Here is a 25,844-nt window from a genome sequence, read left to right on the forward strand (position 1 = left end):
GGTAAGCGACATGTTATTGACATTAGTTAATTTTATTCCAGTAATTCCTGAGGTGTTTGTACTATTTATGGCGCTTGTAAGCTTAATGGTAGGCATTTTTTTACAACAATATCCTCAAATTTCCTATTATCTGGCGCAGGTCACTTTAATTATTAGTACCTGGATAACTTGGCATGTATTTGCCTATTTTAATTTTCCAACAGCATGTACGTTTGATAAATTATTTGTTGTGGATCGTTTATCCGTTTATTTGAAATTATTTATTTATTTATCCGTGTTTTTTTCTTTTATTTACGCACGTGAATATAACAACGAACGAAAAATTTCTGTTACGGAATTTTATTCCTTAGGTTTGTTGTCTTTACTAGGAATGATGATTCTGGTTTCTTCCTGTAATTTGCTAACCCTCTTTTTGGGATTGGAATTATTTTCATTACCAATCTACGCTATGGTGGCAATGTATCGTCAAAAAACCCGTTGTCTGGAAGCGAGCATGAAATACTTCATTACCAGTGCAGTTGCTTCAGGAATGTTACTCTATGGTATATCAATGATTTTTGGTGCCACTAAAAGTTTAGATTTAACCCAAGTTACGCGGGTTATTTCTAGCACATCACTGAATCAGCATTTAGTATTAATCGTTGGGCTTGTTTTTATAACAGCAGGAGTGGCTTTTAAATTGGGTGCTGCTCCATTTCATATGTGGGTGCCAGATGTATATGAAGGTGCACCGAGTTCTGTTACCTTATTTATTTCAACGGCACCGAAAATAGCAACTTACGCTATGTTAATTCGATTATTTATGGGCACGATGCCTATTTTACAGGTGCAATGGCATGAAATGCTCACTGTTGTCGCCATTTTATCGATGATTATCGGTAACTTTACTGCTATTGTGCAGTCTAATATTAAACGAATGTTAGCTTACTCATCGATTGCTCATATGGGTTACATGTTATTAGGTGTCTTGTGTGGTACGCGTGAAGGTTATGCCGCTGGGATGTTTTATATTATAACTTATAGCCTGATGAGTATTGGTGCTTTTGGTATGATCACTTTAATGAGTCACGATAATTTCGAAGCTGAAAGTATTAGGGATTTTGCAGGATTAAACAATCGCAATCCATGGTTAGCTTTTATGATGATGCTTATTTTATTTTCTTTAGCAGGAGTTCCTCCTTTAGTAGGATTTATCGCTAAGGTGAATATCTTAGATTCGTTAATTCAAGTACATTTAGTATGGTTGGCGGTTCTTGCTGTCTTATTAGCTGCTGTTGGTGTCTATTATTATATTCGTGTGGTTAAGGTCATGTATTTTGAAAAGACTTCCTTTCAGTTCAAGCCTATTCAATCTTCACTAGAAATGAAAATTGCTATTTCTCTTAATGGGCTAGCTATTCTTTTTGTTGGGCTTTTTCCAGGCTGGTTATATACTTTCTCTTATTGGGCTTTTCATTCCGCTTAAGTGTTCCTCATTATTGAGCGGCGAGGGATATACTATTATTTAGTGCACATGGTGGTAATCGTCTGTATATATTTTTCTAAATACCGATTCGACTACTACATTGCTGAATTAAATCAGTATCATGCCTTTTCAAAATGTAAAGAAGAGCTTTATCAAATTTATGGATTTGTAGCGTTTATAACTTATACGTTGGGCAAATATTTTTGCTTTGTTTCTATGTATTGAGATACCAATTGCGGTTGGTAATATCGACTTCAGTGATGGTGCGTTTTTTAAATAAACGATCTCAATTATTTTCTTTTTGCTTGTTGTTTAGAATTTTCATTAGTGCTTCAATTAAAGTGATTTCGAAACATTGCTTACACTTGATTAATCAAGGCAATTAATGAATTTTTATACTTACGAATTTTTACTCAGTGAGTATTTATCTCATATTATAAAAGTGAAGATCGATAATGAAGTTAATTGGGCATGTAACTAAATCGTAACAACAATAATAAACTGGTAAAAATGAATGTAGAATACAGAAGGTGGTGTAAGAGGCATCAGATCATGTCGCATAAAATATTTTAAAGCTTCTTCACAAGAAGAAAATATCTAAATAAATTCAATAAATAACAGCAACAACAAAAAATAGATAGATAGAGCAAAGTAAGTGCTACTTTTCGGAAGCGTAGGCAACATAACAACTTTTATAATCTAACCGCAAGGCTATAAGACAAGTAGTACAGACATTGAAAAAGTGTGTAATAACTTTGGTTGCAGTATAGGTTCGAGAATCATATAAGAAATAAAAACACGAAGTATTTAAATGTTGTGAGTGAGTTTGGTTATAAAAGCCGATTGGATAAGGTGATAATTTGTAACTGTAGTTGCATCAATTTAAAACCAATCATCTCAGTTACCAAAGCATACTTAGTTCCGAAGAAAGTATTTGTCAAAGCTGTAAAGGAATCCGGGAGTCTGCTAGTTTTTACTGCCGATAAGCAGGGCAAGTCAATGAACAGAGTTTGAAGCAGCAGATACTAAAAATCCAAAACTGATAGGTTCACGATAATTTGTGAAATGCTTGAAAATGAAAAGAATATTGGAATACATCGATCAAAAGATAAGATTGTAACGTTCTTAATCGAACTGAATAGAAATAGTTTTAGAATCAAAATCATAGAATTAAATTAATAAAATCAAATTAGAGATCATATTGAAGCTGGTTATTAACAAAAAAGTTAAATAAAAAGATTTCATCAAAAATTGTTTTTCCTTCTTCCTTCTTCCTTCTTCCCTTTGCGTAAAAATTATCTTAAAACTAGCCATGAACATACCTGTGTTCGAGAATGGAATACTTGTGCCACATTCTATAAATAAGCAGTCAATTGTTAAAACAGGGAGTGTTAAGACAAGGAGTGTTTTAAAAGAAAACGCTAATAGAAAAGCGATACCACTTATACAATAGCAAAGAACAAAAGGTGATATTCTAATAATCTTCGTGTGTTAGCTTGTTTGTTTCAGAAAACAACAATATCTCAATAAAATAAAATAGCACTGAGATTACCTATTACGTAGTAACTGAAAAATGAAACAACGAAAAATTGGATAGCTTAGAAAAAGTATCCGCCGCTTGTAATTTTTTAAAAACCTAATTGATGACATACAATAGAATCACAGCCTAACTAACGACATACTCTGTAATTTATAACATGCTGATTATATTGCTAGTTCTGTCTCCATACCATGAGTAAAAGATATTTTCTTTTTGCGTTATTAATGGATATTACAAAATGGCTAATTCTTCCAAATTAAGTAGTTTAGTTACTCATTGATTGGTTTGATGCATTTTCCCTTTTTCATCTTGACCAAAATGAATATTGCTTGCCCTGATGACAATTTAAGCTTGTCATGCTATAAATTTATCTATAATATGAAGGGCACACGAAAAAGCATTGATGCGGGGTGGAGCAGTCTGGTAGCTCGTCGGGCTCATAACCCGAAGGTCGTAGGTTCAAATCCTATCCCCGCTACCAACTTTGGCTTTTAGGCTCCTGTTGGGATTTCAATGAATTCAGGGCCTTCTTTGTTTGTGCCCTTTTTTATTTTTAGGATGGAAAATGGGTCAAACGCAAGTGCTAAAGCGGATTGTCGCTCCAATCATAAAAATGTTGCGCTTTGAACTGGTGACTTGTGAACTGCATCACCGCGGTGGCATGAGCACATTACGGATTACAATTGATGGTCCGGATGGTATTAGTTTAGATGATTGTGCAAAAATTAGTCGACAAGTAGGTGCGGCGCTAGATGTCGCAAACCCTATTAATGGTCCTTATAATTTGGAAGTTTCGTCCCCTGGACTGGATTTTGATTACGATTAATTATTATCATCAATTTATAGATAGGAGGATTTGTTAAAATACAGTGCGGATACCGGCGAAAGAAGGTCAGTATTAATTTCGTGGTATTATTTCCATTGTTATGGATACAATGGTTACATTGAAAATTGATAATGATAGATTGGCAATTGCGTTAAGCGAAGTTGAAAAAGCGAATCTGATAGGGGATTTCAAAGGCTAAAAAATGAATAAAAATATTTTGTTAGTTGTTGATTCAATGTCAAACGAACGCGGTGTGTCGAAAGAGGTTATTTTTGAAGCCATTGAAGCTGCGTTAGCAACAGTGGCGGCAAAACGTTATAAAGATGCTAATGTAAAAATTCGCGTGGTTATTGATCGAGAGGCAGGTGATTATAAAACATTTCGCTGCTGGACAGTCGTTGCAAATACGGATGAGCCACTCGAATTGCCAGATCAGCAAATAACGCTACAACAAGCTCAGGCAATTGATCCCGAGCTTGAAATTGGTGATGTCATTGAAGAGCCAATTGAATCAGTGAAATTTGGTCGAATTGCAGCACAACAAGCCAAGCAAGTCATCATTCAAAAAGTTAGAGAAGCCGAACGGGCGAAGATTGCTGAACAGTATGCAAAACGATTAGGTGAGCTTGTTGTTGGTGTGGTTAAACGAGTAACACGCGACAACATCATTTTAGACATGGGAGAAAATGCTGAGGCATTGTTACTACGTGAGGAAATGATTCCAAGAGAAGCTGTGCGAATAAATGATCGTTTGCGTGCTTATTTATATGATGTTCGTCAAGATAAACGTGGCCCACAATTATTAGTAAGTCGCACACGTGCTCAGTTTTTGATTGAGTTATTTAAGATTGAAGTACCTGAAATTGGTGAAGAAGTGATTGAAATCAAAGGTGCTGCTCGTGATCCTGGTTCACGTGCCAAAATTGCGGTCAAAACTAATGACGGACGTATCGATCCTATCGGTGCTTGTGTCGGCATGCGTGGCTCGCGTGTACAGGCTGTTTCTAATGAATTGGGCGGAGAGCGAATTGATATTGTGTTGTGGGACGATAATCCCGCTCAATTAGTGATTAATGCAATGGCGCCAGCAGAGGTCCCTTCTATTGTTGTTGATGAAGAATTGCATGTAATGGATATTGCAGTTCCCGAAGAGCAGCTTTCACAAGCGATTGGTCGTAACGGTCAAAATGTTCGCTTAGCTAGTGAATTAACTGGCTGGACATTAAATGTTATGAGCGAGGCGCAAATGACTCAAAAAAATGAAAAAGAGGTTGGAGGCATTAAGTCTAATTTTATGGAAAAGCTAGATGTGGATGAAGAAGTGGCCAATGCCTTAGTGGAAGAAGGTTTCATGAGTTTAGAAGATGTGGCCTATGTATCCAAAAAAGAGTTACAAAGTGTAGAGGGATTTGATGAGGTTATTGTCACCGAGTTACAACGACGTGCCAGCGATATACTTTTAACGCAGGAAATCGCTAATCAAGAAAAAATAAGTAAAATTAAACTTGCAGCAGATTTATTGGATGTGCAAGGGATGACAAAAGAATTAGCACTTCAGTTGGCAACGCACGAAGTGCTCACGCGTAACAATTTGGCGGAAATGTCTGTGGATGACTTAAAAGAAATTATAGAAATTGACGACGAATTTGCTGCTAAATTAATTATGGCGGCGCGAGCCCATTGGTTTGTGGAAGAAGAAACAAAATAAGAGCTAAAATTGTGGTTGATATGAGTGTAAGACAACTCGCCGATTTAGTACAAATAAGACCGGAACGTCTTTTAGAACAATTAAAAGAAGCAGGTATTGCAATTACTCATGTTGATCAAACGATTACCGATAATCAAAAACGAAAGTTACTTTTGCATCTAAAAACAGCCCATAATCCGGAATCTGTAAAGCGTTCAAAAATTATTTTAAAACGCAAAAAATTAAGTGTAGTGAAGTCTGGGAAAAGACGTGTTAATGTTGAAATCCGATCAAAGCGGACATACAGCAAACCTCTTGAAGAAAAAATAGAAATAAAAGAGGTAGTTTTTCGAAATGTATTGTCATCCCCTTTGGCTGTTACGTCGACAACTAAACTTAAAAAAGAAGATGCAGCAATAGAGATTACTGAAGAATCGTTGGAATTTAAGGCAAAAAAAACAACTAAAAAAGCCTCTGAGGAAACGAAAAAAAAAGAAACAGTGAAAAAGGGGATTCGCAAAGAATCGCGTTCACGTTCTCGTAGATCTAAAGAGGATCAATGGGAACGAGAAGAACTTCATATGAGTAAACTTGCTGAGGAACGCCGACGACGATATAAACCTATAGTAGAATCAGATAAAATCTCATCTCGATTAGAACATGGTTTCGCCAAACCTACTACTCCTATTATTAAAGAAGTGTCACTCTCTGAATCTATTACAGTATCCGATCTAGCTCAAAAAATGTCCGTAAAAGCAGCGGAGGTTATAAAAATCATGATGAAGATGGGTGTGATAGTAACAATCAATCAACGCATTGATCAGGAAACCGCTGCGATTGTGGTCGAAGAAATGGGCCACAAGCCAAAACTCGTTAAGGAGGACACCTTAGAAGAAAATTTAGTAGCTACAGGGACGATAGGAGAAGCTGTTCCACGAGCGCCTGTCGTTACTATTATGGGGCATGTAGATCACGGTAAAACATCATTGTTAGATTATATTCGGCGTACAAAAGTTACCAGCACTGAAACAGGAGGTATTACGCAGCATATTGGTGCTTATCATGTCGAAACAGATCGAGGCATGATCACTTTCTTAGATACACCAGGTCATGAGGCATTTACTGCGATGCGTGCCAGGGGTGCTAAGTGCACGGATATCGTGATACTTGTCGTTGCCGCAGATGATGGAGTTATGCCGCAAACGGTTGAAGCCATTCAGCATGCTCGGGCTGCCAAAGTACCAATAGTGGTTGCTATCAATAAAATGGATAAACCTGAGGCAGATCCTGATAGAATTAAAACCGAGCTATCAAAACAAAACATCATTCCTGAAGAGTGGGGTGGTGATAACATGTTCCAACTAATTTCTACAAAAACCGGTGATGGTGTGGATGCACTGCTTGAATGTATTCTGTTACAAGCAGAAGTATTAGAATTGAAAGCCGTATCGATTGGCCCTGCAAAGGGGATGGTTATTGAATCCAGTCTTGATAGAGGTCGTGGACCTGTAGCAACAGTGTTAGTGACAGATGGTGAATTATATCCTGGCGATACCCTGCTTGTCGGTCGTCAATATGGTCGAATTCGCGCAATGATTGGTGACGATGGAAAACCACGTAAGAGTGCTGGCCCCTCTATGCCAGTGGCAATATTGGGATTATCTGGTACACCAGTGGCTGGTGATGAGGCTGTAGTAGTGCCAGACGAACGTAAAGCACGAGAAATCGCTCGTTTCCGTCAAGGTAAATATCGAGAAGTGCACTTGGCGAAAAAACAAACTGCACATCTCGAACATATGTTTGATCGAATGAGTACGGGAAAACAAAATATATTACATATTGTTTTAAAAGCAGATGTGCAAGGATCTCTGGAAGCCTTGACAGAAGCGCTTAATAAAGTGTCTACGGATGAAGTTAAAATTAATATTGTAGCTAGTGGTGTTGGTGGTATTACCGAATCTGATGTGCATTTAGCTATTGCTTCAGATGCGGTCGTGATTGGTTTTAACGTACGTGCCAATGCGCCAGCCCGCGCATTGGTCGAACGGGAAGGAGTTGATCTCCGTTATTGCAGTATTATTTATGATTTGATTGACGAAGTAAAAAAGGCACTTAGTGGTTTATTGTCACCTGAAGTAGAAGAAAAAATTGTTGGGTTGTGTGAAGTACGCGAAGTTTTTCGTTCATCAAAATTAGGTGCTATTGCTGGTTGCATGGTGATTGAAGGTATAGTGCGTCGTCGTTTGCCTATTCGTGTATTAAGAGATAATGTTGTAATTTATGAAGGCGAGCTTGAATCCTTGCGTCGTTTTAAAGAAGATGTTGCCGAAGTACGTTATGGTATAGAATGTGGAGTTGGTATAAAAAATTATAACGACGTTAAAGTTGGTGATCAGATCGAAGTTTATGAAAAAACTCAGGTCGAGCGGAAAATTACGTGATAAAACAGCGCCAACAGCGTATGGCTGATCTTATCCATCATCAATTAGCGGTACTTCTCAAAAAAGAGGTACAAGATCCGAGATTGGCCAGAATTTCTTTGACGGCGGTTCTACTATCTTCGGACTTAAAACAGGCGAAAATTTTCTATACGCTATTGAAAAGCGAAGAACGAAAAACTATTCAAAAAGCGCTTAATAAGGCGATAGGCTATTTGAGATGTTTATTAGCTCAGGCTACTACGTTACGATACGTACCTCAACTGCAATTTGCTTACGATGAATCACTAGAGCGAGCCGAGAGAATTTCATCGTTAATAAACCGTGTAACTAAAAATGATCAACGTAACGAATAGTCAAAAAATCCACAAACGCGCAATTAGTGGAATTTTGTTACTGAATAAGCTTAGCGGCATGACTTCTAACAACGCTGTGCAGAGAATCAAAAAACTATTTCATGCAAAAAAGGTAGGACATACAGGAAGTTTAGATCCTTTAGCCGAAGGTATGTTGCCAATTTGTTTAGGTGAGGCAACTAAATTTTCCCAATACTTATTAGATTCTAATAAAACTTATTATGTAAAGGTACGATTGGGAATCCGCACTGCAAGTGGGGATAGTGAAGGTAAAATTATTGCAGAGCGTCCAATTCCAAAGATAACAAAACATTTGCTTGAAAAAACGTTATCATTATTTCGTGGAGTTATTGAACAAACTCCATCAATGTATTCTGCTTTAAAATATAAAGGCCAGCCTCTCTATAAATTGGCACGTCAAGGCATTAAAGTGGAACGCAAAGCACGTAGGGTAACGATTGATGCATTAAATGTATTGAATTGGAATGACGAAGAAATTGAGTTCTATGTGCATTGTAGTAAAGGTACGTATATCAGAACGTTAATGGATGACATAGGAGAAACACTTAATTGTGGCGCTCATGTCGTTGCTTTGCGTCGATTAATGGTGATGCATTACCGTGAAAGCCAAATGATTCCATTAGTGCAGCTTGAACAAGAATATGATGCATCAAACTTAACCGCTTTAGATCTCTATTTACTGCCTGTTGAAAGTATGATTTTGCATTTTCCAGCGCTTAAATTAAATCAGTTAACCACCCTGTACTTACAACAAGGTCGAATAGTTATGATATCACACGCACTATCGAGTGGATTTGTGCGATTACGCAATTATAATGATCAGTTTATAGGTATCGGTGAAATATTAAGCGATGCACGAATCGCACCTCGTCGATTAATAAAACAGTTGTAATTTCCCACAATTGTGATCTCTAATAAATAAATATGGATAAAGATGATAATGATGCTTGAAGATCTGTGGTTATGAGAGGTTTTGCTGAACTAAAATACTTTCTCTAGCCTAATGCAAATAAACATCGATTCAATAATAATACATGGCAATGAATTTTTAGACACGTAGCCAATGTGCATTTCGGTCTCTTAACCCATATGACTTGTAAAGGCGAATAAGGCGAATAAAAAAGGTGATGTGATAGTATATACCAGAAATTAGTATAAACCAATCGATATACATTATATATTACAATCAACACACTTTTCAATTTAAGGTAATAATAATTTGGATGATAGCTGAAATCTTGATGTAGTATATAATTTTATTAGTATGATGTAATCAAAAACACCGAAACTATTTATCGAGCGATTTAACGTAACGTGATTATCTTGCGTTTCGATCGATTGATCTATGATCTCAACCCGAAAACTCATGAAGCGATAGGTATAAAAATCTAATGTAGATACTGAATCACTAATTAGACTTGTAAGTAAAGACAGCTTTTAGTCCACATCGGCCTTGATAATCCGAATACCTCAAGACTCATTAAAAGAAAAATCTATAGAATAAATAATGGGCTACAGAGTTGTTTTAGTGATTGGTTTAATAAGCTTATACTCAGCTTAATATATCGACTGTTTATAATGATTATTACGAATATATTATACTTATGTGATAACCTTGAATAGATGAAGTTAAGATAGCAAACGTGTATGTCTGTGAACCAGAAGCTCATAGACAACATCACAATATAATCTACAATATAATCTATAGAGTTTCTCCAGTCCATAAACTATGCTCTTATTCTTGAATAGTTAAAAGTAAAAGCTTATAGAAAACACTTGCTATGGTTAGATTAAAAACGGGAAATAGATCAACTAACCTAACAAAACTAAGGGAATGAAAAGATAGCTATGTTACATCTTTAGTCTTTTTTAACAGGAAAGGTAATTGTCTTGATAAAATTAAAACATTTCACGAAATGTATCTTCGTTATTTACATCAATATTTATCTTTAGTAATACAAATGAATTAATGTTTGCCTTATTTAATAGATGATAGGCTGTTACAAATCCCATTCATACGATGCTTGGGTGTTATCAATGGTAGTGTATTAGCTAGGTGAAGTAAAAATTAATACACCGAAGTTACCGACTATTATTTTCTTTTAGAATTCCTGATTATTTAAAGATACAATGAGTTTTCTGCGGTGTTAAAGTAAGGCACATTGTTAAAATCCTGTTTATAAATGACGGTGCAAATTTCGTAATCGTTAATTCAGGTGGTACAAGTGTTGGTGTGCATAGTAGTATGACAGATAGAAGATGTGGTTCATACTGGTCTTCCCTGGTTGCTTGATCGTTTAGAATTTACAAGCATTCTCAGATGTTAAATATTAAATAATCATTTCGAAATAAACATAAAATATACCTGGATTTTGATATTTTTCATGAAGTTGCTACTAATGATACATTACAATTTAAATTGGAAAGCGTATAAAATGAATCTGATTAATGAATGACAGTGCGGAGATTCTAGAAGTGGAGTTAAGTATTGGTAGGATAGACAGATTTTATTAATTAGTTATTATTTATCGTGATAATGACAAGGACATTGTCATGATTGTAATGCATGGTTCAATCGTTGAAAAACCTATAGCTCAGAAGTCAAAACCAACTTTATTGAGCGATTTTAGTGTTCAATCACAGCCACGTTTAACTTAACTACAGGATTTTCTGCATTTGATCGTGTTTAGTAGACAGATTAGTTTCTGATTCTGTCATCTCAATTGGTGATAGCTCAGGAATTGGAAAGTCCCATTATTACAAATTTTATATCATATTAGTCATAAGGATGATTTTACTTTATACGTGACTGAAGAAGAATCGTTACAATAAATCACTATGCGTGCACAGCGTTTGCAATCACCGCAGGGTAAATTAAAATTGTTAGCCGAAATACACGTTGAAAAAATTGTTACATTGGTTGAAAATTGCGTCTACAGGTTATGGTAATCTATTCTATACAAGTGTCTGTATCGATAGCATCTCTTTTACGCCTGGGGGAGCGAGTCAAGTTCGTGCAAGTATCGCTCGTCTAGTATAATTTTCAAAACAAAAAGGCTAGTCACTATAATTACGACGTTTTCATTAATGCTGTTGATGGTTTTTTTAATGCTGTTGATGGCTTTCGTATCGCAGAAACTAGCACCGATCTCGGTATTTTATTAGCTGCACTCTCCAGTTCATGGAATAAATCTTTACCTTCTGATTTGATTGTTTTCGGTGACGTTGGTTCTTGCTGACGCGAGATTCGTCCTGTACAAAGCGTTCAGGAGTACCTTTAAAGAATCCATCAAATATGGTTTTGGACGTGTCATCGTTCCTAAAAGCCAGTGTACTGCAAACTTTTCTCGAAGAAATAGCAATTGTTGCGACTGATAAGCTACAGGAAGCTTTAAAACAGTGTAGGATATGATAGTTATCTCTTAATTTGGATACCCTTGCGGGAAGAAGGCACCTAAATACCTTCCGTTTTCTTTGGTGACTCGGCTAAATTTCTTGGATAACTTGGATAAATAATCATCAGGAGCTTATGAATGTATGTATGATGCTAATCTCACTGTAGAAGATTTTGACTCTGAACTTGCACAAGCAATTTTTTGGGAACAAGTACGTCAAGAAGAACATATTGAGCTAATTGCCTCAGAAAATTATGTAAGTCCGCTGGTGTTGGAACTTCAGGGATCAGTATTAACTAACAAATACGCAGAAGGGTATCCTCACAAGCGCTATTATGGTGGATGTGAATTCGTTGATATTATAGAGCAGTTAGCGATTGATCGAGCTAGAGCGTTATTTAACGCTGCTTATGCTAACGTCCAACCACATTCTGGTTCGCAAGCCAATGCCGAAGTCTATATGGCTCTCATGAATCCTGGTGACACTTTACTAGCAATGGATTTATCATATGGTGGTCATTTAACGCATGGAGCGCCAGTGAATTTTTCAGGTAAGTTTTATAAAGTAGTGCATTATGGTTTGAATGCAGAGGGGAATATTGACTATGAAAAAGTCGTTTTATTAGCAGAAAAGTATAAACCGAAGGTGGTTATGGCTGGTTTTTCTGCATTTTCTGGTATTGTTGATTGGCAGCGATTTCGTGAAATTTCTGACAGAGTCAATGCATATTTTGTAGCGGATATTGCACATGTAGCAGGTTTAGTTGCGGCAGGAGTTTATCCTTCACCGGTCAATATTGCGGACGTAACGTCAACGACAACGCATAAAACATTGCGGGGACCACGCTCAGGATTGATATTAGCAAAAGCCAATCTTGAACTAGAAAAGCGATTAAATTCGGCAGTCTTTCCCGGATCGCAAGGTGGTCCTTTAATGCATGTTATTTCCGCAAAAGCTGTTGCTTTTAAAGAGGCGATGCAACCAGAATTTAAAACTTATGCGCAGCAAATTTTAAAGAATGCCAAAATTATGGTGGATGTTATAACAAAGCGCAATTATACTGTCGTTTCGGGCGGAACACAGAATCATATGTTCTTGATCAGCCTTTTAGATAAGAGTATGTCAGGTAAAGATGCAGAGATGGCCTTAGGTCGTGCTAATATTACTGTTAATAAAAATATAGTCCCTAATGAAGCACGTTCTCCTTTTGTAACCAGTGGTCTTCGAATTGGTACACCAGCAATTACCACGCGCGGACTCAAAGAAACAGAAACGAGAAAATTAGCTCATTGGATTTGTGATATCCTAGATGATACCAATAATGAGAACGTGATTACGGATACTAAACGAAAAATCGAAAAGTTATCTCGGCAATTTCCAGTATATAGCCGAGGAACTGTATTGCGCTGATGTTCTACCTTTTTATAATGTAGAAAATACGCAAGTCACTAACTCACGATTAGTGGGAGAATGTGTGCAAAAAGTGAGTCACCAACGTAGATGTTTCTCACGCGCAAGACGGTTTAGCAAATTTAAAATGGCAGAATTAAATGTGCCACACATGCCGCATTATTAAACGAGATAGTTGCAAGGTAGCTGCCAAAGTACGTCGTTTGAGTGAGAAAGTACGTTTGAGTAGGAAAGACTAGTCACATACATATAAATTGTTAGGGCAAGATGCACGTGCAGTCAGTACACAATACGATAGGTGAGCCAGTCATGATAAGAAGTAATTATGTGTCACGGATAAGATTGCTACATGTGTGATCTAATCCAGTGTATCACAGTTTTCAGGGTATTAATGTGTTTCACGATGCAATTCATCGTTTATTGAGAATATCAAAAAAAAAATCAAATGAAGTCATATAAAAGGATGAATCCTCGTCATAATGCACGCCGTCACGCATTACAAGCGCTTTATCAGTGGTCTTTTGGTAAAATCAAACCAGTTCAATTAATTGATCAATTTTTGGAAGAAAATAATTTGAGGGACGTTGATTTAATTTATTTTAAAGATTTGATAATAGGAACGATTCAACATGTTACACTAATCGATAAACTTATGACCTCTTATCTAGATCGCAAGGTGAGTGCCTTAAATCCAGTTGAATTATCAGTGTTGAGATTAGCAATTTATGAGTTAGTACACCGTAAAGATGTTCCCTATAAGGTCGTGATTGATGAGGCATTAGAGTTAGTCAAAGAATTTGGCGCTGAAAATGGATACCGATATGTTAATGCAATTTTAGATGCTTTACTTCCAGAATTACGGAAGAAAAAGTAATAACCAGAAAAGATTAAGTAAGTATATCATTGATCTATGCTGAAGCATTTTACAAGGAGATGATTTAATATGGCAAGAGGTAAGGGGCCGCATGGTCCAAAAAAATTCCGAAAGAGAAATAAAAAATAGTTTTCTCAGATTATGAAAAGAAATACTAATGATTTTTGTTCTTACTATTAAGAAACTGATGCTGCTGGACATGTTTCTTTAATATTTTTAAACATAAAATGGCAGCGATTTAAATAATGGTCAACTAGCTTCGTAAATAATTATTACTAGCTTCGCTTTCTCTGCTTAAATTGTGCGGTAGCATTTTAAATGTAGTTTATCTCTAGCTTTGATGATAGTATAGTGGTTGCGTCAAGTGTGTGATAATAAGGATAGGCTCGCTCTCTTGCCCATTTTTGTGAGCAAACCATACAACGGATGTTTATCGGCATGCATATCTATGTTATACCGGTTTTCACGATTGGCTAGCTGACATTGACTTACAATACGAGAGATAGTTTTTCGTGTTTTTTATAACTGATAGGTTATTGCATGATACTGCTCAGTTCGGCAAGTAAATTTCTTAATGTTCGCTATTAACTATGTGCTAACAAGTTAGATTTCGAGCTTGAACTAAGCGAAAACTTCGTCTACAAAAATAGTTTTGTCAACATACTTAAAGTTAATTCTATAATTTTAAAGATAAAGTGGTTATAACCAATTCATAGATTCCGTTAATGCCCGTTAATTCTTAAAATAGCGTTATCAATCAGGTCTTATTGGCTAAGTCGTTTAATATGAGTCATCTATGAAATATTTCCCATTACTTCACTATTATGTTGAGCATTGTACATTAAGGATTTTTAAATTTTTAAGAAATAAGATAAGACAGTCAAAATGGCAACTTATGAAAATTATCAGTGAAGATGCATTTAAACATCCATCAAAGAAAAAAGTCAATCATTTTTTCAAGGCGTTATTAATGATGTCCATGAAAAAAGTAAGGAACGAGACATAAACAACCAAGAAAATACCATTTCATTTCTTTTGTTAATACAGCTCTTACAATCTTTTGTAATATATATCTTAACGACACATGAAATGTAATGTATGTATGTTGGTGATCAGAAGTGTGGAGGAGAGTTTGTAAAATCGACTTCATCGAATAACGTAGAATTTGATTCCGACTTTATTTTAGCGATAATGAAGGACTCGATTCTTAGTGTTGTATCATTTCATTATTGTATCACGTCATGTCAATTAGTGAATTTGAAATTATCGAAAAATATTTTCAGCGACATCAAGATCAATCAGCACGCGTTTTGGTTGGTATTGGTGATGATACTGCTGTTATAGAAATACCAGAAGAGAAATTAGTAGCGACATCAATGGACACCTTAGTAGAGGGGGTACATTTTCTTGTTAATACCTTACCAAAAGATCTCGGTCACAAAGTTCTGGCGGTGAACTTAAGTGATTTGGCAGCGATGGGGGCACAGCCAGACATGGCTTTATTAGCGCTCACGTTAAAAAAAGTAGATGAAGCATGGCTAAATGAATTTGCTGAGGGTTTTTTTTCGTTGGCTGATAAATATGGTATTGTTTTAATCGGTGGAGATATAACAGCAGGAACACTTTCAATCTCCGTTGTTATAAATGGCCTAATTTCTAGAGATGATGTTATCTGTCGCAATGGCGCAAAAGTGCGAGATCTAATTTATGTTACGGGTACCTTGGGTGATGCGGGACTGGCATTGAGTTTATTGAATCAAGGCGAAAAAATAGACTCATTTTTATTTAACCGATTAAATCGGCCAACACCTCGTATTGAGGTAGGTCTTGCACTACGAAAAATTGCCAGTGCGGCAATTGATATTTCCGATGGCCTCATTGCAGACCTTGAAAAAATGACTACAGCTAGTCAAGTTGGTGCTGAAATATATGTTGATCAATTACCTTTATCAAAAAGCTTAAGAGACCGATGTACAATAAAAACTGCGTGTCAATATGCACTTACCTCAGGAGATGACTACGAACTTTGTTTCACTGTCCCGCCGGAAAGACGTGATCGATTAAAAACAGTTTTTAAGTCACTAGATTGTGAATGGCGGTGTATTGGAGAAATTACTATAGGTAAAGGTGTGACAGTGATAGATTCGCAAAACAATCGATTAGCAATAGGGAAAAAAGGTTATGAACATTTTTAACATTTTTAGTAAAAAAAATAATGTCCCTCGAAGTATATGGAGGAGCCCTTTGGAATTTATTGCTTGTGGATTTGGTATAGGTGCAATACCATGGGTGCCCGGGACTTTTGGTACATTGGTAGGTGTCATCCTTTATTTATTGTTAAGTCGATTATCTTTACTGATTTATTGTGTAGTTACGCTTTTTCTTTTTATTTTAGGCGTTATTATTTCCGATATTACCAACCAACGATTTAACACATCAGACCATTCAGCAGTAGTTTGGGATGAAATTGTGGGATTTTTGATTGTAATGATTGCCATTCCCAAAACAGGATATTTTATTTTAGCGGGATTTTTTTTATTTCGTATCTTCGATATTTGGAAACCTTGGCCGATACAATTATTAGAAAAAAATCTTAAGGGAGGATTGGGTGTAATGATCGATGATGTTATTGCCGCTTTATATACATGGATTGTTCTGATGATCAGAGTTTATTTTGCTTAAGTCTTTCCAAATGATCGAGTGACATTTGATAAAGTAATTATTACAATTAGTTAGATTAAAGGATTTAATGTTGAAAGTGAGAAAGAGTGATTATTTGCAATCAATGAAAGATCCCTTACCTCAGATAAATACCTAGAATCAACATAAATTTCTATCTCTAACCAAGGATTTTCTGAGATTAAACTCTATATTAAAGATATCATGCACTTGTTATTATCACCTAGTGCAGTTGAACATAACGAGTCTTAGAGGTTTGTGTCCGTCATCGATTATAAATAATGATGGGCTATGAGCCGATTGTGAAATTACCCATGCAGGAGTAATCTATAAGATGGAAGAAGCGGAAAAGCCATTAGAAGAGCTGCTCTGAATTAAAAAACAAAAAGCTATTTGCGCTCATGAAGTAGAATCGTATCACTTTTTGGAAAGAACCCAACCTATAGTAGTTTGTGATATTTAAGATACAATAGAGTAATTGTGAACACATTCAACGAAATACTGCGCGTTGATTATCAAATCGGAACAGGTAGTATACAACTTAAAAAGGATTATTTTCCAGAGCTGTATTTCTAGTTTCATCAGTAGGTAATTAAAATATCGTTGCGTTTTCCAACGACATCAAATATTTCTTAATGAGATTTTACATCACTTTTACTTGAGAGTCTTGAATCTCAATTTTAAATGATAACTAAAGACTATCACATGAAGGAGATTATCTTTGTCCTTATTCTCTTCTAGTAATGTCTTAGCCAGTATTGTTCATCACCAATTATTTTCGGCATATTTAAATGAACTGCTGTACCATTATTTATAGACCCCTCACCCATAAGCGCGCGTTCTGCGCTCGCTGAAATACACGAAAGCATTTAGTGAATTATGGTGTGTTGTGGATGGTGGGTAAATAATCCTGGCTATATGATGGGAGTGATTCTTGTATTTTCTTCATAATCAATGTGTCATTGTATAGATGAGGTGGTTTATGGTTTGGACTAAAATAGGGTCGATTTTTATACATAAAGTATGCTCTAATTCATATATTGACGTGGATGCATGCAAGGCTAACTAATTGAATAATTTATAGTTAAATAATTATAACTCATCTAACTCATCACCACGAGATTTAAGGCATTCGGCTTATTCAGTTATGTCATCTAATTCTTCGTATTCCGGCTTAGTAGTAATACATAAGTGTATCATCAATAAACGCAGATCAGGCCTATTAATTAAGAGTAGCATCATGAAAAATGTGCACCTGATAAAATCTCTACTGTTCGGCAACGCGATATTAATACTGGTATATTTTTGTTTATTTCTCTCTAGCAGATTTTTTAATCTTAATGAGTAAGCTTTACTATAAGGTCAAAAATAACGAAAATAATGGATTTTCATGTAATTGCGTTTATAGGCTAGTTGGTCAATAAGATAACCACAAAGGATGCCTTTCCATAAATTAATGAGGCAAGTTCAATTCATGTGCAGTTGTGGAGTAGATAGTAAATTCAGTAGATTGGTAGTCAAAGAATTTTCACTTTAATATATGTTCATTTGCGCGCTCCTAATATTCCATATATTCATACCGTTTTTCAAAGAATGACTAATTTTAATTAACTTCAATTCATTAAGTTGCATTAAGTTTAGATTGCTAGAATTTCACTAATTTAAAATCAGCTCTTCTTACGAAAATTCCTCTTTATCAGATTTCTAACTTGACTTTTACTTCAAGTTTTTGATTAGATCAGTGAACACACAGCCTTTAAAAGGTTTACTTTTTATCTTTCGATTTGTACCGAAATCAAGTTAGTAAGTGAAAGTTTTTATTTGTATTTTGCTGACAATGTCGCTATAATATAATGGAGTGTGTACATTGTAGTATGGGCGTTGTATATTGCCTTCTCAATTTAAAATCGTTTAGATCGGGTGAGAGATAATGCCTGCTGATAGGCCCGTTAATCTTGATTTGACTAAAGTTCATTTTCCGCCCGCGGCGATTGTCTCAATTTGTCATCGCATTTCAGGAGTTCTTCTTTTTTTATTTTTGCCTTTGATGTTTTATCTTTTACGCCAGGTGATGCTGTCACAAGCCACTTTTTTTCATGTACAACAATTAATTAACGATAATCAATGGTTGAAAGTAGCGGTATGGCTTATGTTGGTTTCGATCATATTCCATTTGCTCGCAGGAATACGACATTTAATGATGGATTTAGGTTTTTTGGAATCAGTTCGTGAGGGGCGGATTAGTGCATATATAGTTTTTGTGCTTTTGTTAATTTCGATCATTTTAACAGGAATATGGATATGGTAGATCGAATAAGTCGTCTAGGCTATCAGAGCTGGTTCATTCAACGAATGACGGCACTGTTGAGCGGTATTTATGGGGTTTTCATCGTTGTTTTTTTGTGGGTGTATCATCCAATCTCTTATCTTCAGTGGCATGCTCTATTTGATCATTGGTTAGTAAAGATAATGACCTTGATTGTTATTTTTAATGTATTGTTGCATGCATGGATTGGGTTGTGGACCATCTTTACAGATTATGTGAAAAATAAATTTATGCGACTAGTTTTTCAGACAGTCATTTGTCTGTTATTGATAGCTTATTTTATTTGGGCTATCGAATTTTTTTGGATAGCGTGTTGAGAATTAATTAGTCATGACTTCTATTAAAGTTAAAAAATATGATGCGGTGATTGTCGGCGCAGGAGGCGCTGGTTTGCGCGCTGCATTGGAGATGGCACAGCTACATCAATATAAAGTTGCCGTCATTTCTAAGGTATTCCCAACGCGATCGCATACAGTTTCCGCTCAAGGTGGTATAGCAGCAGCTTTAGGGAATGTAGTATCTGATAAACCCGAATGGCATATGTATGATACGGTAAGAGGATCAGACTACTTAGGTGACCAAGATGCCATCCAATACTTGTGTGAACAAGCGCCGCTTTCTGTCTATGAATTAGAGCACTATGGATTGCCTTTTTCACGTTTAAATAATGGACGTATTTATCAACGTGCTTTTGGGGGTCATACACGGGATTTTGGTAAAGAAATAGCATATCGGACTTGTGCTTGTGCTGATCGGACAGGACATGCAGTTTTGCACACCCTATATCAAAAAAATATCGAAGCGGGTACGCATTTTTATGATGAATGGTATAGTATCGATTTAGTAAGAGGTGCTCAAGGGGGTATTGCTGGAATTGTCGCGATGAGTATGGAACTCAGTGGACTTATCTTTTTTAAATCGCGCGCGACAATTTTTGCAACAGGTGGTGCTGGCCGTATTTATCAGACAACAAGTAATGCGTATACTAGCACAGGTGACGGTATCGGGATGATTTTACGTGCTGGATTACCGGTACAAGATATGGAATTTTGGCAATTTCATCCGACAGGGATTTATGGTGTGGGCTGTTTAATAACCGAAGGTGCGCGAGGTGAAGGTGGTTATCTTGTTAATAAAGATGGCGAGCGTTTCATGGAACGTTATTCCCCTCATCTAAAGGACTTGGATTGTCGTGATGTGGTTGCACGCTCTATTTTAGAAGAGGTAATGCTTGGAAATGGTGTTGGCCAAAAAAAAGATCATGTCTTATTAAAATTAGATCATTTAGGAGAAAAAATATTGCATGAGCGATTACCGGGGATTGTTGAGTTATCGGCTACATTTGCAAATGTAGATGTTACCAAAGAGCCTATTCCTGTATTACCCACTTGTCATTATATGATGGGAGGCATTCCCACTACGCTTCATGGACAAGTATTAACTGTAGACCAAAATGGTGATGATCAAATTGTGAAAGGCATGTTTGCGGCAGGAGAATGTGCTTGCGTTTCTGTGCACGGTGCTAATCGACTTGGTACGAATTCCTTACTGGATTTATTGGTTTTTGGTCGTGCTGTCGGATTGTTTTTACAAGAAGCACTTAAATCGGAGTTATCCTATCATATTGAAAATATCGATGACATCGATGCTGCTGTTGCGCGTATACAGCGGTGGGAAAATCCAGAAAACGATGAAAATCCGGTGACTATTAAATATGAGATGGCAAAGGTTATGTCTGAAGATTTTGGTGTCTTTCGAGATGCAAGACAAATGGAAAAAGGACTAAAACGGCTGGAAAAGTTAAAAGAACAATTACAGCGCGCAAAATTAGTGGATACTAGTCGTACATTTAACAACGCTCGAATAGAAATGCTAGAGCTAGATAATTTGATGGAAGTATCTTATGCAACAGCTGTTTCCGCACGACAACGCACCGAAAGTCGCGGTGCACATGCTCGTTATGATTACAGAGAACGCGACGATGTGAATTGGTTAAAACATACTATCTATTTTCGTGATGGACGTATTGCTTATCGCCCGGTCAGTATGAAGCCGAAAGGAATGAAACCATTTCCGCCTAAACCGAGAGATTGATGGCATGAGCATCAAGAAACGAGTCATGACTTTTTCAATAGTGCGTTTTAATCCGGAAATGGATAGGAAACCCTATACGCAAGATTTTGAATTAGATGTTTTTACAATTCATGGAAAAATGTTACTAAACGCGTTAGAAGCCATTCGTGAGAAACACCCTGATATCGGATTTCGTCGTTCTTGCGGTGAAGGTGTTTGTGGATCTGATGGCATGAATATTAATGGTCAAAATGGTTTGGCGTGTGTAACACAATTAAAAAATTTGCCAGATTATGTTGTCGTGCGACCGTTGCCTGGTTTTCCGATTATTCGCGATTTAATTGTGGATATGGAGCAATTTTATGCACAATATAAAAAGGTAAAACCGTATCTTTTAAATAATCAAAAATCGCCACAAAAAGAACGGTTGCAATCACCTGCCAATCGAGCAAAGTTAAATGGGTTATATGAGTGTATTTTATGTGCGTGTTGTTCTTCTTCATGTCCATCCTACTGGTGGAATTCCGACAAATTTATTGGACCAGCTGGTCTATTATGGTCATATCGTTTTATTACCGATAGTCGTGATACAAACACAAGAGCACGATTAGATGCCATGAAAGATCCTTACAGCGTTTTCCGTTGTCGCACTATTATGAGTTGCGCGACTGTTTGTCCAAAAGGTCTCAATCCAGCAAAAGCAATTCGTAAAATTCGGACTGAGATGCTACGTAAATCAGCAAGTAGAGAATAGCCATCAAATTTATGCAAAAATTAACACCAATGGAACAGTTTCAACAAACTTCGTATCTAGTGGACAACAATGTTGACTATATAGAAACTCTTTACGAGAATTTTCTCGAAGACCCCAATAACGTTGATAAAGAATGGCGGCATTATTTTCAATCACTACTTAATAGTGGTATATCGACAGATGACATTGCGTATGCGGTTATTCAGGATCCATATTTACAATTAACTCAACGCACCACACTGCCATTAATCACACCCTCTGCAAAACAACAGGCAGGTGTTAGTTTATTAATTGAAGCTTATCGCCGTTTTGGTCATTTGAATGCAAAAATAAACCCCCTCGGCAATGATCGACCGATTGATTCTCGTTTAAAACTTAGTCACCATGGTTTATCAGAATCTGATTTCGATAAAATCTTCTCAACTGATGGCTTAATGGATAAACCACAAGCTACCTTAAAAGAAATTTATATGTGTTTGCGAGAAATTTATTGCGGTTCTATTGGAATGCAATACAGTACGATTTTGGATGAGCATGAATGCCATTGGCTGCAAGATTATGTGGAACATAGATTACCATTACTTGGATTTGATAAAGAAATTAAACGAAATATTTTGCAACAACTGATCGCGGCAGAAACGCTGGAGAAGTATTTGGATACTAAATACGTTGCACAAGTACGTTATTCTTTAGAAGGCAGTGATAGTTTAATTCCATTACTTTATGAGCTAATTAAGCGCGCTAAACATAAGGGACTAGAAGAAATCATTATTTGTATGGCACATCGAGGACGTATCAATGTATTGTTAAATATTATGGGCCAATCGGTTGTTGAATTATTTCAAGGAGTTGAAGGTAAGCATGACCACGATCTAACGTCTGGCGACGTAAAATATCATCGAGGTTATTCGCGAGACATAAAAACAAACGAAGGTCCTATTCATGTATCCTTGGCGTTTAATCCTTCTCATCTAGAATTTATTGGTCCTGTAGTGATGGGTTCCGTGCGTGCACGTCAAGAAAGACAAAATAGACAAAATCACGATTATGCTATGGCAGTTATGATTCATGGTGATGCTTCCTTTTCTGGTGAAGGCATTGTAATGGAAACGCTTGGTATGTCTCAGACACGTGCCTACAATGTTGGCGGTACAATCCATATTATTTTAAATAATCAAATAGGCTTTACAACAAGCAATCCTAATGATGCACGTTCATCAATGTATTGTTCTGACGTCGCAAAAATGCTGGATTCACCCATATTCCATGTAAATGGAGATGATCCTGAAGCTGTAATTGTTGTGATACAATTGGCGCTTGATTATCGAATGACTTTTCACAAAGATGTATTTATCGATCTTGTTTGCTATCGCCGTCGTGGTCATCAGGAAGTGGACGATCCTGTCCCAACACAACCATTGATGTATAAAAGCATTCGTGAACATCCTACCACTCGTGTGTTATATGCTAACTTACTGATTAATCAAAAAATCTGTACGGATACGGAAGTCGATCAATGGATCGCAAATTATCGTGATCGTCTCGATCAAGAATCTCAACTGCCGGAAATCCTTTCTGAAGGATTGTCAGCGCATTATGCTACTAACTGGGCGACTTTTCTAGGGCAGACATGTGATACAGTAATTGATACGAGTGTCTCTTTAGAAAAATTAAAAACGATTGGAAAAAAGTTTTTTACTTTACCGAAAACCATAAATCCTCATCGTAAAATTGCTGAACTGTATCATATGCGCCTTGAAATGGTTAAAGGAGAAACGCCAATAGATTGGGGATTTGCTGAAATGATGGCTTATTCAGCTTTATTGGAAGAAGGTTATCTAGTGCGTCTGGTGGGACAGGATTCTCGTCGAGGTACGTTTTTTCATCGTCATGCCACTGTGTTTGATCAGCACACTGGAAAAGAATATGTACCTTTAAAATACTTAAATAATAAACAAACAAGATTTTATAATTATGATTCACTGCTATGTGAAAATGGTGCTTTAGGATTTGAGTATGGTTACTCAACCTCAGCTCCTAATGCGCTCATTATTTGGGAAGCGCAATTTGGTGATTTTGCTAATGTGGCTCAGGTTATTATCGATCAATTCATTAGTTCAGGATACCAAAAATGGAAGCGTTTATCAGGATTGGTCATGTTTTTGCCTCATGGTTATGAGGGTAAAGGGCCTGAACATTCATCCGCTCGTTTAGAGCGATATTTGCAATTATGTGCGCAAAATAATATACAAGTTTGTACGCCTACGACACCTGCACAGATTTTTCATCTGTTGAGACGTCAGGTATTGCGTCCCTGTCGCAAGCCATTAATTGTGATGACACCGAAAAGTCTGTTACGCAATAAGTTGGCTGTATCATCATTAGATGATTTAGCACATGGCCAATTAAGATTACTAATTCCAGGAAATGATAAACACAAGGCAGAAAAAATTAAACGTATTGTGTTGTGCAGTGGTAAAGTGTACTACGATTTACTGATCCAACATCGTAAATATAGGCAAAATTACATTGCCCTGATTCGTATTGAACAACTCTATCCGTTTCCCTATGATGAGCTAAAAGCAGAATTAAAAAAGTATTTAAATGCGAAACAGATTATCTGGTGCCAGGAAGAACCTAAAAATCAAGGAGCTTGGTTTTACACGTACCACCGATTGATGAAATGTATACGGGAAGATCAGATGTTAGAATATGTAGGGCGACCCGCTTCGGCAGCACCATCGGTAGGTTGTACAGCGATGTTCTTAAAATTACAAAAGCAATTAATTAATCAAGCGTTAGCTCTTGAAGAGGAAATCCAAAATGATGATTGAAATTAAAGTACCTACACTTCCTGAATCGGTCAGTGACGCTACAATAGCCAAATGGTACAAAAAAAAGGGTGATTTTGTTGCTCGTGACGACAATCTCGTTGATTTAGAGACAGATAAAGTTATGCTTGAAGTGCTTGCACCAAAGAATGGTCTTATTGAGGAAATTAAAGTTAAAGAGGGCGAAATAGTTAAAACCAATCAATTGTTGGTTTTGTTAAAAGAAGTAAAAGGAAAAATTGACGAAGAATTTAGTCCAGCCGTTCGTCGATTGGTGGCTGAAAAAGAAATTGATGTTGCTAAAATTGAAGGCAGTGGAAGAAATGGTCGTCTTACCAAAAAGGATGTAAAAGATTATTTAGAGACACAATCAGAGGCACAAAAAGAAAAATCGATTAAGAAAGAAGTTACTACAGGGGGCGCAAGAACTGAAAGACGCGTTTCTCTTTCTCACATTCGACAACGTATCGCGAAACGACTAGTACAAGTGCAACATGAAGCAGCGTTACTGACGACCTTTAACGAAATTAACATGAAATCAGTTATGGATTTGCGCGAAAAATATCGCAATAGGTTTGAAAAGAAATTCAATGTTCGGTTGGGATTCATGTCATTTTTTACAAAAGCGGCCATTGAAGCTTTAAAACAATTTCCGATGGTAAATGCTTCCATTGATGGTAGCGATATTATTTATCATAATTATTATGATATTGGCATTGCCATTGGTACAAAACGAGGATTAGTTGTGCCTATCCTTAGAAACGCTGAAAATATGAGCATGGCGGAGATTGAAAAACAGATTTGTGAATTTGCATCACGTGCCCAAGAAGGACACTTAACTATTGATGAGTTAACTGGCGGTACATTTACTATAACTAATGGAGGCACCTACGGTTCGTTATTATCAACGCCGATTATTAATCCGCCACAAACAGCTATTTTAGGCACGCATAAAATCGTCGAGCGTCCTATAGCTGAAAATGGTGAAATTGTTGTTCGACCAATTATGATGGTGGCCGTATCTTATGACCACCGAGTAATTGACGGTCGTGAGGCCATCTTATTTTTAGTTACTATTAAAGAAATTTTGGAAGATCCTGTACGAATGTTGTTAGGGTTTTAAACAACATCCTACGGCTTATCGTAATCTACGCAGTCTAGGCGAAAG

At 36.6% G+C, this 25,844-nt stretch carries 16 protein-coding genes and 1 tRNA gene; all 17 read left to right on the top strand.

Annotation, left to right across the window (positions count from 1 at the left end):
* The first annotated feature begins 10 nt into the window (after nucleotides 1–10).
* The 17 genes from nuoN (at nucleotide 11) to odhB (ending at nucleotide 25,799) form a co-directional block, all read left to right on the top strand.
* Nucleotides 11–1,465, top strand: coding sequence for an NADH-quinone oxidoreductase subunit NuoN (gene nuoN / locus CEAn_RS00600; protein WP_211923917.1), 1,455 nt, complete (start codon nucleotides 11–13; stop codon nucleotides 1,463–1,465).
* A 1,944-nt stretch (nucleotides 1,466–3,409) separates the two neighbouring features.
* Nucleotides 3,410–3,486 (top strand) — tRNA-Met (locus tag CEAn_RS00605).
* An 84-nt stretch (nucleotides 3,487–3,570) separates the two neighbouring features.
* A complete protein-coding gene (rimP, locus tag CEAn_RS03610; RefSeq protein ID WP_244670085.1) occupies nucleotides 3,571–3,831 on the top strand; it encodes a ribosome maturation factor RimP in 261 nt (86 codons plus the stop codon).
* A 202-nt stretch (nucleotides 3,832–4,033) separates the two neighbouring features.
* Nucleotides 4,034–5,539: a transcription termination factor NusA gene (gene nusA, locus CEAn_RS00615; RefSeq protein WP_211923918.1), complete on the top strand. Its 1,506-nt coding sequence runs from the start codon at nucleotides 4,034–4,036 to the stop codon at nucleotides 5,537–5,539.
* Nucleotides 5,540–5,550: 11 nt separating this feature from the next.
* Nucleotides 5,551–7,959, top strand: a complete 2,409-nt coding sequence (gene infB, locus CEAn_RS00620) for a translation initiation factor IF-2 (RefSeq protein ID WP_211923919.1) — start codon at nucleotides 5,551–5,553, stop codon at nucleotides 7,957–7,959.
* Nucleotides 7,959–8,312 carry a 30S ribosome-binding factor RbfA gene (gene rbfA / locus CEAn_RS00625; RefSeq protein ID WP_211924126.1) on the top strand — a complete coding sequence of 118 codons (354 nt, stop codon included), beginning with the start codon at nucleotides 7,959–7,961 and terminating at the stop codon, nucleotides 8,310–8,312. The genes infB and rbfA overlap by 1 nt, the downstream gene beginning before the upstream one ends.
* Nucleotides 8,296–9,225: a tRNA pseudouridine(55) synthase TruB gene (gene truB, locus CEAn_RS00630; RefSeq protein WP_211924127.1), complete on the top strand. Its 930-nt coding sequence runs from the start codon at nucleotides 8,296–8,298 to the stop codon at nucleotides 9,223–9,225. Before rbfA ends, truB begins: the two co-directional genes overlap by 17 nt.
* Before the next feature lie 2,645 nt (nucleotides 9,226–11,870).
* Nucleotides 11,871–13,139 (top strand): serine hydroxymethyltransferase, encoded by a 1,269-nt coding sequence (gene glyA / locus CEAn_RS00635; RefSeq protein ID WP_211923920.1) that lies wholly within the window; start codon nucleotides 11,871–11,873, stop codon nucleotides 13,137–13,139.
* A gap of 463 nt (nucleotides 13,140–13,602) precedes the next feature.
* On the top strand, nucleotides 13,603–14,013 hold the full coding sequence (nusB, locus tag CEAn_RS00640; RefSeq protein ID WP_211923921.1) for a transcription antitermination factor NusB: 411 nt from the start codon (nucleotides 13,603–13,605) through the stop codon (nucleotides 14,011–14,013).
* A 1,241-nt stretch (nucleotides 14,014–15,254) separates the two neighbouring features.
* Nucleotides 15,255–16,208 (top strand): thiamine-phosphate kinase, encoded by a 954-nt coding sequence (gene thiL / locus CEAn_RS00645; RefSeq protein WP_211923922.1) that lies wholly within the window; start codon nucleotides 15,255–15,257, stop codon nucleotides 16,206–16,208.
* Complete coding sequence (locus CEAn_RS00650) at nucleotides 16,195–16,695, top strand: phosphatidylglycerophosphatase A family protein (protein WP_211923923.1); 501 nt, start codon at nucleotides 16,195–16,197, stop codon at nucleotides 16,693–16,695. Before thiL ends, CEAn_RS00650 begins: the two co-directional genes overlap by 14 nt.
* A gap of 1,927 nt (nucleotides 16,696–18,622) precedes the next feature.
* Nucleotides 18,623–19,000: a succinate dehydrogenase, cytochrome b556 subunit gene (gene sdhC / locus CEAn_RS00655; protein ID WP_211923924.1), complete on the top strand. Its 378-nt coding sequence runs from the start codon at nucleotides 18,623–18,625 to the stop codon at nucleotides 18,998–19,000.
* Entirely contained in the window at nucleotides 18,994–19,335 is a 342-nt protein-coding gene (gene sdhD / locus CEAn_RS00660; protein ID WP_244670086.1) for a succinate dehydrogenase, hydrophobic membrane anchor protein, read from the top strand. The genes sdhC and sdhD overlap by 7 nt, the downstream gene beginning before the upstream one ends.
* 13 nt (nucleotides 19,336–19,348) lie before the next feature.
* Nucleotides 19,349–21,112 carry a succinate dehydrogenase flavoprotein subunit gene (sdhA, locus tag CEAn_RS00665; protein WP_211923926.1) on the top strand — a complete coding sequence of 588 codons (1,764 nt, stop codon included), beginning with the start codon at nucleotides 19,349–19,351 and terminating at the stop codon, nucleotides 21,110–21,112.
* Between the two features lie 4 nt (nucleotides 21,113–21,116).
* Entirely contained in the window at nucleotides 21,117–21,845 is a 729-nt protein-coding gene (locus tag CEAn_RS00670) for a succinate dehydrogenase iron-sulfur subunit (protein ID WP_211923927.1), read from the top strand.
* A gap of 11 nt (nucleotides 21,846–21,856) precedes the next feature.
* Nucleotides 21,857–24,679 (top strand): 2-oxoglutarate dehydrogenase E1 component, encoded by a 2,823-nt coding sequence (locus CEAn_RS00675; RefSeq protein ID WP_211923928.1) that lies wholly within the window; start codon nucleotides 21,857–21,859, stop codon nucleotides 24,677–24,679.
* Nucleotides 24,669–25,799: a 2-oxoglutarate dehydrogenase complex dihydrolipoyllysine-residue succinyltransferase gene (gene odhB / locus CEAn_RS00680; protein WP_211923929.1), complete on the top strand. Its 1,131-nt coding sequence runs from the start codon at nucleotides 24,669–24,671 to the stop codon at nucleotides 25,797–25,799. The genes CEAn_RS00675 and odhB overlap by 11 nt, the downstream gene beginning before the upstream one ends.
* Nucleotides 25,800–25,844: the final 45 nt, after the last annotated feature.

This window comes from Coxiella endosymbiont of Amblyomma nuttalli, from assembly GCF_018107685.1.
In the GTDB taxonomy this organism is placed as follows: domain Bacteria; phylum Pseudomonadota; class Gammaproteobacteria; order Coxiellales; family Coxiellaceae; genus Coxiella.

Bases quoted from the DNA above. Each gene is read 5' to 3' on its own strand.
- sdhD (WP_244670086.1), top strand. From the start codon at position 18,994: ATGGTAGATCGAATAAGTCGTCTAGGCTATCAGAGCTGGTTCATTCAA.
- nuoN (WP_211923917.1), top strand. From the start codon at position 11: ATGTTATTGACATTAGTTAATTTTATTCCAGTAATTCCTGAGGTGTTT.
- nusB (WP_211923921.1), top strand. From the start codon at position 13,603: ATGAATCCTCGTCATAATGCACGCCGTCACGCATTACAAGCGCTTTAT.
- thiL (WP_211923922.1), top strand. From the start codon at position 15,255: ATGTCAATTAGTGAATTTGAAATTATCGAAAAATATTTTCAGCGACAT.
- CEAn_RS00650 (WP_211923923.1), top strand. From the start codon at position 16,195: ATGAACATTTTTAACATTTTTAGTAAAAAAAATAATGTCCCTCGAAGT.
- CEAn_RS00670 (WP_211923927.1), top strand. From the start codon at position 21,117: ATGAGCATCAAGAAACGAGTCATGACTTTTTCAATAGTGCGTTTTAAT.
- nusA (WP_211923918.1), top strand. From the start codon at position 4,034: ATGAATAAAAATATTTTGTTAGTTGTTGATTCAATGTCAAACGAACGC.
- sdhA (WP_211923926.1), top strand. From the start codon at position 19,349: ATGACTTCTATTAAAGTTAAAAAATATGATGCGGTGATTGTCGGCGCA.
- odhB (WP_211923929.1), top strand. From the start codon at position 24,669: ATGATGATTGAAATTAAAGTACCTACACTTCCTGAATCGGTCAGTGAC.
- CEAn_RS00675 (WP_211923928.1), top strand. From the start codon at position 21,857: ATGCAAAAATTAACACCAATGGAACAGTTTCAACAAACTTCGTATCTA.
- rimP (WP_244670085.1), top strand. From the start codon at position 3,571: ATGGGTCAAACGCAAGTGCTAAAGCGGATTGTCGCTCCAATCATAAAA.
- sdhC (WP_211923924.1), top strand. From the start codon at position 18,623: ATGCCTGCTGATAGGCCCGTTAATCTTGATTTGACTAAAGTTCATTTT.
- glyA (WP_211923920.1), top strand. From the start codon at position 11,871: ATGTATGATGCTAATCTCACTGTAGAAGATTTTGACTCTGAACTTGCA.